Annotated in this window: 10 protein-coding genes; 8 read left to right on the top strand and 2 right to left on the bottom strand. The window is 58.8% G+C overall.

Annotation, left to right across the window (positions count from 1 at the left end; all coding sequences use genetic code 11):
• Positions 1-1,165: 1,165 nt before the first annotated feature.
• The gene (locus tag ABIB99_RS43025) at positions 1,166-1,885 is read right to left on the bottom strand and encodes a MerR family transcriptional regulator (RefSeq protein ID WP_247457885.1); all 720 of its coding nucleotides are present in this window, start codon (positions 1,883-1,885) and stop codon (positions 1,166-1,168) included.
• Positions 1,886-3,657: 1,772 nt separating this feature from the next.
• Positions 3,658-4,602 (bottom strand): LysR family transcriptional regulator, encoded by a 945-nt coding sequence (locus ABIB99_RS43020; protein ID WP_354116727.1) that lies wholly within the window; start codon positions 4,600-4,602, stop codon positions 3,658-3,660.
• A 443-nt stretch (positions 4,603-5,045) separates the two neighbouring features.
• On the opposite strand from ABIB99_RS43020, the gene ABIB99_RS43015 reads away from it, so the two are divergent.
• The 8 genes from ABIB99_RS43015 to ABIB99_RS42980 are packed head-to-tail and all read left to right on the top strand — an operon-like array spanning position 5,046 to position 12,210.
• Positions 5,046-5,468 carry a response regulator transcription factor gene (locus tag ABIB99_RS43015; protein WP_354116730.1) on the top strand — a complete coding sequence of 141 codons (423 nt, stop codon included), beginning with the start codon at positions 5,046-5,048 and terminating at the stop codon, positions 5,466-5,468.
• Positions 5,459-6,091 (top strand): NodA family N-acyltransferase, encoded by a 633-nt coding sequence (locus tag ABIB99_RS43010; RefSeq protein WP_247457883.1) that lies wholly within the window; start codon positions 5,459-5,461, stop codon positions 6,089-6,091. The genes ABIB99_RS43015 and ABIB99_RS43010 overlap by 10 nt, the downstream gene beginning before the upstream one ends.
• The gene (gene nodB / locus ABIB99_RS43005; RefSeq protein ID WP_354116726.1) at positions 6,088-6,747 is read left to right on the top strand and encodes a chitooligosaccharide deacetylase NodB; all 660 of its coding nucleotides are present in this window, start codon (positions 6,088-6,090) and stop codon (positions 6,745-6,747) included. The genes ABIB99_RS43010 and nodB overlap by 4 nt, the downstream gene beginning before the upstream one ends.
• A 14-nt stretch (positions 6,748-6,761) precedes the next feature.
• A complete protein-coding gene (nodC, locus tag ABIB99_RS43000; protein WP_247457882.1) occupies positions 6,762-8,120 on the top strand; it encodes a chitooligosaccharide synthase NodC in 1,359 nt (452 codons plus the stop codon).
• Positions 8,121-8,144: 24 nt separating this feature from the next.
• Entirely contained in the window at positions 8,145-8,774 is a 630-nt protein-coding gene (gene nodS, locus ABIB99_RS42995) for a nodulation methyltransferase NodS (RefSeq protein ID WP_247457881.1), read from the top strand.
• Between the two features lie 12 nt (positions 8,775-8,786).
• Entirely contained in the window at positions 8,787-10,499 is a 1,713-nt protein-coding gene (gene nodU / locus ABIB99_RS42990) for a nodulation protein NodU (protein WP_247457880.1), read from the top strand.
• Between the two features lie 4 nt (positions 10,500-10,503).
• Positions 10,504-11,418, top strand: coding sequence for a nodulation factor ABC transporter ATP-binding protein NodI (gene nodI / locus ABIB99_RS42985; RefSeq protein ID WP_247457879.1), 915 nt, complete (start codon positions 10,504-10,506; stop codon positions 11,416-11,418).
• A 3-nt stretch (positions 11,419-11,421) separates the two neighbouring features.
• Positions 11,422-12,210 (top strand): ABC transporter permease, encoded by a 789-nt coding sequence (locus ABIB99_RS42980; protein WP_247457878.1) that lies wholly within the window; start codon positions 11,422-11,424, stop codon positions 12,208-12,210.
• Positions 12,211-12,217: the final 7 nt, after the last annotated feature.

Below are 12,217 nucleotides of genomic sequence, written 5' to 3'. Positions count from 1 at the left end.
TATCGCTCCTTCGGTGGAGAAGTGGAGGCGTCAAGCACCCCCACGATATGCCGCCTTTCCGATTCCCGCCGTCACCAACTTTGGGCGATAGCTCGGGGAGGGAACGCCACGTCCACTCGGCCGAACAGCGCTGCTAATGGCTTGAACTCGCGTAATCCGCAGACAGAAATCTTGCCAAAAGTTACGTTCCTTCTAAAGACGTGGCAGCTCACTCCCGAGAGCGAGGTGCGCGTCAGTTTCACTAAGTGGAAGAAGCCGCCGATGTTCGTCGGCCTTACGATTGTGGAAGTGATGCTCACTCCAGTGGTACCAGACGAATGGGAACGTACTCTTCGGGCGGCCGTTCGGGCGTGCACGACAGCCGTGATAGCATTGCCGCGAGGGCGAGAAATGCCGCGACTGCGGCGACTGCGACGCACGTTACCAGCGCGTAATCGCCAGGCCGCCGATGGTTCATCATTCAACGCTCCGTGCGATGTTAGTGCGTGCGGTCAGGTCTGGGCGACCGCTTCGACGGTATTGTCGCGCCAGTGGTAAACGATGGACCAGGAGCGGCATTGTCTCCCTTTGAGTCGAATCGAACCGTGGCAATAGCCCTTTCGATTGAGCCCGAGGTTCGGCCGCAGCGACCCGCCTGGCATCGAAGGTGCCCGCCCGTCTGACGGAGCTTGCCCATCCTTGAACTACGGCATAAGCGTAGCGTGCAACCTGCGGCAGATTGGCTTGCACCCTTGAGCTTGGCGACAGCGGCTGCCCCTGCAGCATTCTTCGTCGATTCCGGCATGAAGGTAAAGAGCGTGCCGTTTGCGGAGTCACCGGCAATGGCCAAAGACTTCATCCACTGACTTGTTCTCGCCCAGCGCTCTCACCGGGAACTTCCGAAAGTGATGCAGATCATTGGAGTCTCCATTGGGCTAACCGGCGCTCTGTCGCTCGCCCCGCCGCTGCGTCGATGCTTTTAGAAGGTACAATTTGACGCTACGTACGAATCAAGTACTTCGAAGCGTGCTCGTCGAGCTTGGCAGAGCGAAAGTCCCCAAAGAGTGCCGACGATGCACATTCGCAGGCGAATTGCTGCGGGCCAACGATCCTCAGTCAGACAAGGATCAGCATCAGCTCATTCAGTTACAGACATTCGAGCAACCGAGTCCGAGCAGCCGGCGCGTCAACTCTTTCCGAGCCGGTTCTCCAGCGCGGCGAGGGCGAGATCCAGGTATCGCATGAGGCTCGCATCCCAGCCGGCGAGATTGTGTGGTTCGGTCAATCGCGTCAGCACCTTCAGTATCATCGAGACAGTCGAGTCAACTCCTGCGATCTCAGTCAGCAGCGAACGGGCCTGACGCGCGACCGCATTTGGTCGCTCACTGCATGGCGGCTCGCCCCGAACCATGCAGCTTCGTAGCTCGTCCCGAATCTTCCGCCACCGATCTTCGCGGCTGGCGTTAGAGGCGCACGTGCAGATGGTCGAGGGGGTACGCTCCTCAATCCGCGACATTGCATCTAACGTGGCCGGCAGCTCGTCGACACTAACTTCGGTCTCACCTTGCGTCGTCATATTGCGCAATCGATCCCGTAATAATGTCGCCCGCGCGACTTGAACTTCAATTCGCTCCAGATGGTTGCGCACTAAGTCCGTGAGAGACGTCCGTCCCTCGATGGCTTTGCGGATCTCAGGAAGCGAGAAGCCGAGCTCACGTAGCGCCCGTATCTGAGAGACGCGTTGTTGGCTTTCACGATCGTACATGCGGTGACCGCCATCGGTACGTTCGGCGGCCGTCAACAACCCGGTATGTTCGTAGTGATGCAGAGTGCGTACCGTTACGCCGGTCGCCTCTGCAAGTTCTCCAATGCGCCATCGGCGCCGTCGTGGTGTGGCGTTTGTCATGGTCCTCAATTTGCAAGCCTACAACCTGACGTCACGTGAGAATCAAGTTATTTCAATGATCTAGATGATGGTCTCTTGCTGCGAACCCCAGGAGCACTGAGCGCAAGCTGTTGATCAACCAGCCGAGACAAGCGCAAGCATCAAGTGCGCCAGCGACGCCAATTCGTCCCTCGCTGCGCGTTGCATCACAAGTCTGGCGATCGCCACGCGATTCTCGCTGGTTCGCATGCATGTCGGTAAAGACGCGATTGCTCGATCAAAAAGGTTTCCCAAGCTCGCGAGATCCTCGGGGTCGTAGACTCCGCTTGGCTTCTCCAACAGTAAGCTCCTTTGATTTGCCGCACCTTCGCTGCACGTGACGAAGCCGTTTGGCTGTGGTGGGGCAAAAAGTAGACGGAGCGGCGACTTGGTCGAAAGAATGTGACAGGTGCGTTCGTGTGGTGCCGCTGTGCAACACGGCGTTTGCTTCCCTTTTGTCCAACGCTGCCTAACCGAAACCGTGCAATTTTTGCTGGACGCTGCCGCAGCAGTGGCCATCTGCTATCTGATTGCCACGCGAAGCGAAAGCAGGTACATGCAGCCCCGCTTGCTCTTGCGACACAGTTTAAGGAATTGCGGCCGGACACAGTACTGATCTGATCAGATGGCCTCTTTCAGTCGCAATCCTTGCTGTGATCTATCGTCGAGCCAAATTGATTGGTCAATCACGCAGAGTATTCCTACCACCACATCGTGGCGTGGCCGCCCGATCGGCGCCTAACACCGTTTTCGACACGCTGCTAGTCCTGTTGAGATGGCTTTGTGGGCGCGATGGAGTTGTTCGCGCGTGGCAACATCGGGTTTGGGAATGCGCCAAGATGATGGCTGCTCTTCAACGGGCAAGTCTGCGACGCAAGGCGTCGGATAAGGCGCGCCGCAAAACCATTCCCGGCATGTTTCTCAACGCAAGCGCACTTTGCGCGGCTGGCGAAACGTTACTCGCGATTGAGGACCGAGCCTCGAAGGACGCTCGAGTATCCGTTGAACGTGGAGGCGTTCAAAACGGGTCAACGAGCGCCGGCGCCGCGCAGCCACCGCCTTGGGAAAACAAGGACGTGTCATAGCTCCTACAGCAATAGCTCGCATATCCACACGTGAGCTGGATCAGTGTTGCGCAGCGCCGTCCAGCTGTCGCGGGCAATGGCTTGCTCGTCCGGAAGCTCACTCACTTTCATTCTCGAACAGGATCGCTTTGGTGTGCGTGCGCTGGACATAGATGCTTCGGGGTAAGATAGGCAAATCATGTTATCGCACCGAAGTAGCTCTTCCGGGTCAGCGGTAAGGGGCCGTAACTCGGAACTGACGGCGGCGGCATCCCGCGCGCCACCCGCCACGACACTTTCGAAAGTAACACGACTGTCGCCAGATCCCAAAGGATGTCCCACGATCCGATGTGGCTGGATTGATCATGTCGCCCGAGATGATCAAGAGCTGCAGGTGGAGCAGGGCTTGGCAAATGGGAGCGGCGAGCGCTTCCGTGCGCCATACATTGGCACAGTTGCCGTCCTCTCATCATAAAAACTCATCCTCCAAGCACGCGCGCAGCGGGACAATGTCGCGAGCTCATGGCGAGTGGATCCAGGTTGTTCCTGGCACGATCGTCACCGCAGCGCGGGATCCACGGCGCCGTCGACGCGATCAAACTACGCTCAAGCGGGCCAAGGTCGAAAGGCCGAACACCAGCGAGCTCTGGAGCTTCGAGGTTGGCGTAGATCTGGTTCGGCCGAACAATCCTAGAATAGGCCGTGACGTTGGTTGGTCTCGGTCCGAGAGACCATCAAGGATGCCTGTTGCAAGAACATGTTGCGCATCCAAATGCTTGCAGGATCAGTATTATGAATGGCCGGCCATTGGACGGCCTCGGTGAATGTGAGAAGTCGCAGCGGAGGTTCGATGACCCGCAGGGGCATCGTGTTTGCGAAATGGCTGACCAGTCTTGAGGGCATGCTCGCTATACGGTTGGTGCCCAATAACATAGGCGGAATCATACCAAAACCCTGCACCGCGACCTCGGTGCGTATCTTGAAACCATGCTCGAGCAAGAGCCATTCCTGGAAGAGGGGCCTCAGGGTGCGCCCGAACTGGGCTTCCACGTGCCCGATCGACGTGTACATCTCGAGCGTAAGTCGCGGCGCCAGCTGCTTGTTCATCGGGCAGCCCACGCAAGCGAAAGTGTCCTCGAACAGAGCCGCCTTGGGATGCGCACTCGACATGAACATCTCGGGATACATGAGAAAATCGACCTCACCGCGCCGGAGAAGTTCATCGGGTTCCTCCACCGGCGGCAGCAACTCGAAATTGATTGTCGGAGCTTCCCGCGCGACGCGGTCCACGATAGGTCGAAGAAACACGACAGTCATGAAGTCGGACAGGATAATCCTGAATCGCCGATTCGATTGAGACGGAGTGAAGCCGTCCGGAGAAATGATCGAGAGCTGAATGTGAGCGAGAGCCTCGCGAATCGGGGCAGCGAGCGCTTGAGCCCGCGGTGTTGGGACAAGCTTCCGGCCCCTCATCGTGAATAGCTCATCGCGAAAGTAAGTGCGAAGCCGCGCGACGGCAGCACTCATGGCAGGTTGACTGAGGTTGATGCTTCTTGCCGCCGCAGTGAGATTGCCTTGCGTCACCAGGGCGTCGAACGCGACGAGGAGATTCAGATCGAGTCCCTTGAAACGCATAATCTTGAGTGATCCACGGTATGAATGTGTTCTATCGATACAATCGATTTTACCACTTGTACCGAATGAGAATAGCAAAGGATAGTTTAGCGAGATGTCAGATCTATCAGAATGGTTACATATCGTAGCGCGTCTCAGCCCAGCGCCAGGGATCGATCAAGACATCTGGAGCGTGCGGTCGCAGTTTCGTGCGTGTTGCGCAAGTCATATCTCGGCGAGCTAGCACGGTGGGGGATCCGCAAATGCGCGTCGGCGTTTAGGACGAGCAAACCTTCGTATGGCTTCGCCAACCCATTCTATACCGGCCGTGTACCGCCGTAGAATTGAGCCAAGGCTCAAGCTGGTCGTATATTTCCCTCCAGTTGGACCCCTTCGGTTGCGGGTACCAAACGAGGTTTGGTCGCATCCGATTGCGTCGTTGCTGCGGAGAAATCGTGCGGAACATGCAAGCGAAGGCGTCCTTGGCGAATCTGATGCGAGTTGCGCACACGCTCGACGTCGTATCCATTGTGAATGCAAATCGGTCAGTGCGTGAAGCTCTGACAGATGTGGTGTTTTCCGCGGGCTACGTACCCGAACCCTTCGAGAGCGCAGACGAGTTCTTGAAATCGGGCCGCCGTTTGATCACGTCGTGCTTGATCGCGGACATGCAGTCGAGCGTGATGAGTGGCTGTGAGCTTTTCCATCATCTGGCTGGATCCGGAGGCGTGATTCCCACCGTTGTGCTCACAGACAACTCCGAAGACGATATGAGTCGACCCCTCCAAGCTGGACTCCAGTTCTTGAGCAAGCCTTTCGAGCGCAGCGAACTGTTGGCCTGCGTCAGGAGCCAGATAATGAACAGGAATTACTCTCTATGGACATGATCGCGCCCGGATCCACACGAGGTGTTTCGGCGCGCCCTCCAGTTCGTTGGAGGCTGTGCTGGGAGAATGAGCTTCAACTTGCTGACCATATTGAATTGTCCGACTTCTTCCGGAAGACCTATGGTCCGACCGGGGCATTCAATGCAAAACCCTTTGAAGGTCATCGAAGCTGGGCCGGCGCAAGGCCTGAGATTCGGGCGATCGGCTACGATGATCGTGGCATCGCGATTCACATCGGCGCACTGCGCCGCTTCATAAAAGTGGGTGAGGTCGACCTGCTTGTGGCTGAACTCGGATTGTACGGGGTACGCCCGGATCTCGAGGGGCTCGGCATCAGCCACTCCATCCGCGTGATGTATCCCGTGTTGCGAGACCTTGGGGTGCCGTTCGGCTTTGGCACGGTCCGATCCGCCCTGCAGAAACATATTACCAGGCTGCTCGGGCGACAGGGATTGGCGACTGTTCTGCCAGGGCTCCGTGTCCGGTCAGCTCGTCCGGATATCTATCTCACTGTGCCTCCGACGCGCGTGGAGGACGTGGTCGGCCTCGTTCTGCCGATTGCGAGGCCAATGAGCGAATGGCCGGCCGGTGAGATGATTGAACGGAACGGGCCAGAACTGTGACCACCGCAGCCAACGAGACTGAAGCGCGGAGCGACTGCGCCGACTTGGGCGGAGAGCGCTGTGTCTATCTGACGTTTGATGATGGTCCCAACCCGCATTGCACGCCGGCTATCCTGGATGTGCTGGCGCAGCATCGGGCCCCCGCCACTTTCTGCGTGATTGGTGCATATGCAGCGGGCCAGCCGGAGCTGATCCAGCGCATCATTGCAGAAGGGCACGAACTCGCAAACCACACAATGACGCACCCGGATTTATCCAAATGCATGCCGGATGAGGTGGAATATGAGATCCTCACGACGAACAAGGTCATCGGGATGGCCTGCCCCCGAGCTTCTGTGCGGCACATGCGTGCGCCGTATGGGAGTTGGACCAAGGAGGCCCTCGCCGCGTCGGCGAAGGCCGAACTGGCAGCCCTGCACTGGTCAGTGGACCCGCAAGACTGGTCTCGTCCTGGCGGCGAGGCGATTGTTGCCGCGGTGCTGGCCTCAGTCCGGCCGGGGGCAATCGTGCTCCTGCACGACGGGTGCCCTCCCGACGAGTTGGAACGCTCCCCTCACTCTGGGCGGCGCGACCAGACTGTGACGGCGCTCGCCCAGCTTATTCCAGCACTGCATGACCTTGGATTTGCAATCCGGTCGCTTCCTCAAACTCACTGAATAGATCAATTCCCATGAGCCTGCTTGCCACCATCAGCACCGCTGCTGTTGCCTCCTACGCGTTGCTCTCCAGCGTCCATAAGAGCGCGCAGGCGCTTTATGCGCTGCGAACCGACGCCTCACTGCCGCCGTACGACCTCGTCGACACCGAAGCTCTGCCCAGCGTGGATGTCATCGTGCCCTGCTTCAACGAGGATCCGGGGACGCTGGCGGCCTGCCTGAAATCTCTCGCAAGCCAGGATTACCCAGGCCGATTGCAAGTCTATGTGGTCGATGACGGCTCTGCAAATGTCGGTGCAGTGGCCCCGGTCCATGGGAGCTACGCGTATGACCCGAGGTTCACGGTCATTCTGCTGCCAAGCAACGTTGGAAAGCGCAAGGCGCAGATCGCAGCGATACGCCGGTCGTTCGGCGATCTCGTGCTCAACGTCGATTCCGACACGGAAATCGCCAGTGACGTGGTCAGCAAGCTCGTAGGCAAGATGCAGGATCCAGCCATCGGCGCGGCCATGGGGCAATTGACGGCCAGCAACCGGAGCGACAGCTGGCTGACCCGATTGATCGACATGGAGTACTGGTTGGCTTGCAACGAAGAGCGCGCGGCGCAGACGCGCTTTGGCGCCGTCATGTGCTGCTGCGGGCCGTGTGCCATGTACCGCCGCTCCGCGCTGCTCTTGCTGCTCGACCAGTACGAGACGCAGTTCTTCCGGGGAAAGCCGAGCGACTTCGGTGAGGACCGCCATCTGACGATCCTCATGCTCAAGGCAGGGTTTCGAACCGAGTACGTTCCGGACGCCATCGCCGCCACGGTGGTCCCGGACAGGCTCTTGCCATATCTGCGGCAACAGCTCCGCTGGGCGCGGAGCACTTACCGCGACACGCTGCTCGGTTTGCACCTGTTGCCCAGCCTGGACTGGTACCTTACGCTCGACGTGCTCGGACAGAACCTCGGGCCGCTGCTGCTCGCCATCTCAACGATTGCCGCGCTCGCTCAGCTCGCGCTCACCGGCACCGTGCCCTGGTGGACCGGTCTGACCATCGGCGCGATGACCATGATTCGATGCAGCGTAGCGGCCCTTCGTGCCCGTGAGCTTCGATTTATCGGCTTCTCGCTGCACACACCGATCAACATCTTCCTCCTGCTCCCGATGAAAGCCTATGCGCTCTGTACCTTGAGCAACAGCGACTGGCTCTCGCGCAAAGTAGCGAAATCGTCAGACGTCGATGAATCGAAGGTCTCGATCGCAGACGCGACAACTGGACCAAGCCTTAACCCGGCATCGGAAACGCCTGGCTCAATTCGCGGGGCAGGTCTTTCGCGCGCTCCCTCGCAGCTGATCGCGCCTGGTGGCATTGTGGCCGAGACTGACTGAGCAGCTTTGTAGGGGGATTCAGTGGTGAGCGTGGACAAGACATATCAGTCGCTGGAACGGGAGCTGGCAAACGATGACCCGTGGCGGCTTGACGACAATCCGTTCGAACGTGAGCGTCACACCCAGTTGCTACGGCTATCGCTGTCGAACGGCGCCGTCTCAGCCGGCCTCGAGATCGGGTGCGCGGCCGGTGCATTCACAGACAAGCTTGCTCCTCACTGCAAACGGCTCACAGTCATCGATGTTATGCCGCGAGCGATCGGTCGAGCGGTCCAGCGGACCAAGAGGTGGTCACATATCAGCTGGGCGGCGACCGATATTCTGCAGTTCTCGACCGAAGAGCTGTTCGATCTGATCGTGGTGGCCGAAGTTCTCTACTATCTCGAAGACATGACACGGATGCGTACCGCAATCGACAAGATGGTGAAGATGCTTGCTCCACGTGGGCATCTGGTCTTCGGATCTGCACGTGATGCGACCTGCAGGCGATGGGGGCATGTCGCTGGCGCCGAGACAGTCATCACGATTTTGACTGAAGCGCTCATTGAGGTCGAACGCGTGCAGTGCCAGGGGCAGTCGACTGACGAAGACTGCTTGTTGGTCCGCTTTCGCAATCCGGAGCGAACTTCGATCCCTCCCAACGGCCGAGCTTGAAAAGGAGCCACTATGCGTATCTGCGGTATCAAGTTGACGCATGACGGGGCAGTCGCTCTGATCGAGGACGGCCGGGTGGTGTTTTGTATCGAACAGGAGAAGCTGAACAACAATCCGCGTTATCAAACCATTGAAAACCTGGATGCGGTTGTTAGCGCCTTGGCGGAGCACGGGCTGGATCCGAACGATGTTGATCAGTTCGTCATTGATGGCTGGGATGGAGAGTTCGAGTCCCAGTTTGAAGTCCTTAGTGGGACGACGACGATCAAGCTCAAGGGCGCGCCGTATGTCGAACGGCAAGGCGATAGCCCCCTGACGTCCCGCGATCGCATCGGCCTTATGCTTGACGGGAAGCTATATCCCTATCAAAGCTATCCCCATGTCACCGGGCACGTAGCATCCGCATACTGCGCCAGCTCGTTTGCCAAATCCGCACAATCTGCTTTTTGCTTGGTGTGGGACGGCTGCATGTTTCCACGCCTCTACTATGTCGAGCCTCACGGCATCCGGTTCATCGAGTGCCTGTTTCCGATGATAGGTCACGCCTATGCGACGGCAGGACATCACTTTGGACCTTACAGGCGGGCAGACCGGACCAGCTGGGATCTCGGTATTGCCGGCAAGCTGATGGCCTATATCGCCCTGGGATCCCCCGACGAGGACAGTATTAAGACGTTTCAGGAACTTTATGAGGCGCACTTTGCCGCGGATGCTGAGGGCGCTTGTCCTGAGCCTGAAGAGATCAACAGCTCACAATCGCCACTTGAAGCTCTGCACGACTTCTTCGATGCGTGCGCAGTGCGATTGAAGGGAAAGCAAGCCGAAGACGTCCTTGCGTCATTTCACGTCTTCCTAGAGCGTCTGCTGGTTCGCACCATTGCTGATGTTGTGGAGCGGCATTCGGATCTTGCGGGGGCGCGTAACCTCTGCATAGCCGGCGGCTGTGGCCTGAATATTAAGTGGAATAGTGCATTTCGTGCGACAGGCCTGTTCGATATCGTGTGGGTGCCGCCCTTTCCGAACGACAGCGGCTCAGCCATTGGTGCTGCTTGCTCTGCACTGGCGGCACAGCAAGGCTTTAGAGCTCTGGAATGGTCGGTCTACAGTGGACCGGCCCTTCGTCCCAGCGAAGTCCCGCCCGAATGGGAGGGCGCGCCCTGCACTATGGGCGAACTTGCGGCAATCCTCGCTTGCGACAAGCCCGTGATCTTCCTTGCCGGGCGTGCCGAGCTCGGACCACGAGCCTTGGGTGGCAGAAGCATTCTCGCGGCTGCAAGCTGGGAAGGAATGAAAGATCATCTCAACGACATCAAACTTCGTGAGCATTTCAGGCCGGTAGCGCCGATATGCCTGGAGGATCGTGCGGCGGAGATTTTTAGCCCTGGGATACCCGATCCGTACATGCTGTTCGATCACCAGACCCGACCGGAATGGCGCGAGAAAATTCCCGCCGTCGTGCATCTCGATGGATCTGCTCGTCTACAGACCGTTTCCAGAACCTCTCAGCATAAAGTGGCCGAGCTTCTCGTCGAGTACGAGAAGCTCACAGCCATTCCGCTGCTTTGCAATACCAGCGCCAATCTGCATGGACGCGGCTTTTTCCCGGATGCTGCCGCCGCGTGCCAGTGGGGACGCGTCGATCACGTATGGTGTGACGGCCTGCTTTGGACAAAAAAGCGCGCGAGCGAGAAAGCGGCGCGAACAACGTCCGTCGCGATGGCGTAAACAAATGTCAGCCGCGGCAGTCGACCTTTTCCAGGTGAGCAAGTTCTACGACGACAGGCTCGTCGTGGACGCTCTCTCGTTTACGGTCGCGCCGGGAGAGTGCTTCGGTCTGCTGGGACCAAACGGCGCGGGTAAAAGCACGCTTGCGCGTTTGATCCTGGGTGTTGCGTCGCCCGACGCAGGTAAGATATGCGTGCTCGGGGAGCCAGTGCCGGCACGGGCGCGCTTGGCGCGGCGGGGGATCGGGGTTGTCCCACAGTTCGATAACCTTGATCTTCAGCTTACGGTGCGCGAAAACTTGCTCGTTTTCGGGCGCTACTTCGCCATGAGCGCGGCTGAGGTGAAAGCGGTCACGCCGTCCCTACTCGAATTCGCGCGCCTGGAGAACAAGGCGGATGCCCGCGTCGCCGAACTGTCCGGCGGCATGAAGCGACGCCTGACGCTGGCGCGGGCCCTCATTAACGACCCGCAGCTCCTGGTGCTTGATGAGCCGACGACGGGCCTCGATCCGCACGGCCGTCACCTGATCTGGGAACGCTTGCGCTCGCTATTAGGGCGCGGCAAAACGATCCTTCTCACCACCCACTTCATGGAAGAGGCGGAGCGATTGTGCGACCGCCTGTGCGTGCTTGAGCACGGCCGCAAGATCGCCGAAGGTGCGCCTCACGCGCTGATCGAGCAGCAGATCGGCTGCCACGTGATCGAGATTTACGGCGGTAATCCGCATGAACTGCTGCCGCTGGTCAGACCCCAAGTGCAGCGCGCTGAGGTGAGCGGGGAGACGCTCTTCTGCTATGTCACGGATCCAGAGCAGGTGCGCCTCCGGCTTGCCAACCGCACGGATCTCCGCCTTCTGCAGCGTCCTCCAAATCTGGAGGATGTCTTCTTGCGGCTAACCGGGCGAGAGATAAAGGACTGAACGATGTGGCAACGCTTTGCGCCGGCGCTCCCTGCTAATCCATGGAACTGGATCGCGGTATGGCGCCGCAATTTTCTGGTCTGGCGGAAAGTCGCTCTGGCATCGGTTCTTGGGAATCTGGCCGAGCCGATGAGCTCTCTGTTCGGTCTCGGTTTTGGCCTTGGAATGATCATAGGTGGCGTTGAGGGGACCTCATACATATCGTTTCTGGCGGCTGGCATGGTCGCCACAAGCGCGATGGTCTCCGCAACCTTCGAAACGATCTATGCGGCTTACGCTCGCATGCAGACAAATTGCACGTGGGAGGCAATGCTCTGTACGCCCCTTACGCTCGGCGACATTGTTCTTGGTGAAGTGGCATGGGCAGCGAGCAAGGCCTTGCTCGCCGGGACGGCGATCACGATTGTCGCCGTCGCGCTGGGTTACGCAGAGTGGTCATCCATCCCCTATGCGTTACCAGCCATCGCCCTCACTGGCGTTACTTTCGCGAGCCTTGCAATGGTCGTTTCAGCACTTGCACCGAGCCACGACTACTTCATCTTCTACCAGTCGCTCATTCTCACGCCCATGATGTATTTGAGCGGGACGATCTTCCCAATGAGCCAGTTGCCCGGTTCATTTCAACGCATCGCGGCCTTATTGCCGCTGACTCATTCGGTCGATCTCATTCGTCCAGCAATGCTCGGTCGGCCGGTCGAGAGCGTCGGATTGCATGTGGGCGCACTTTGCATCTTCGCAGCATTTCCCTTCCTCGTCTCGGCCGTGCTGCTTCGGCAGCGCTTGATGCGGTGAGACGAAC

Source organism: Bradyrhizobium sp. LA6.1 (genome assembly GCF_040547805.1).
GTDB classification, from domain to species: domain Bacteria; phylum Pseudomonadota; class Alphaproteobacteria; order Rhizobiales; family Xanthobacteraceae; genus Bradyrhizobium; species Bradyrhizobium barranii.
This window is presented reverse-complemented; position numbering and strand designations above follow the sequence as displayed.

Coding starts and splice junctions, on each gene's coding strand:
- ABIB99_RS43025 (WP_247457885.1), bottom strand. CDS start 1,885: ATGACAAACGCCACACCACGACGGCGCCGATGGCGCATTGGAGAACTT.
- ABIB99_RS43020 (WP_354116727.1), bottom strand. CDS start 4,602: ATGCGTTTCAAGGGACTCGATCTGAATCTCCTCGTCGCGTTCGACGCC.
- ABIB99_RS43015 (WP_354116730.1), top strand. CDS start 5,046: ATGCAAGCGAAGGCGTCCTTGGCGAATCTGATGCGAGTTGCGCACACG.
- ABIB99_RS43010 (WP_247457883.1), top strand. CDS start 5,459: ATGGACATGATCGCGCCCGGATCCACACGAGGTGTTTCGGCGCGCCCT.
- nodC (WP_247457882.1), top strand. CDS start 6,762: ATGAGCCTGCTTGCCACCATCAGCACCGCTGCTGTTGCCTCCTACGCG.
- nodU (WP_247457880.1), top strand. CDS start 8,787: ATGCGTATCTGCGGTATCAAGTTGACGCATGACGGGGCAGTCGCTCTG.
- nodI (WP_247457879.1), top strand. CDS start 10,504: ATGTCAGCCGCGGCAGTCGACCTTTTCCAGGTGAGCAAGTTCTACGAC.
- ABIB99_RS42980 (WP_247457878.1), top strand. CDS start 11,422: ATGTGGCAACGCTTTGCGCCGGCGCTCCCTGCTAATCCATGGAACTGG.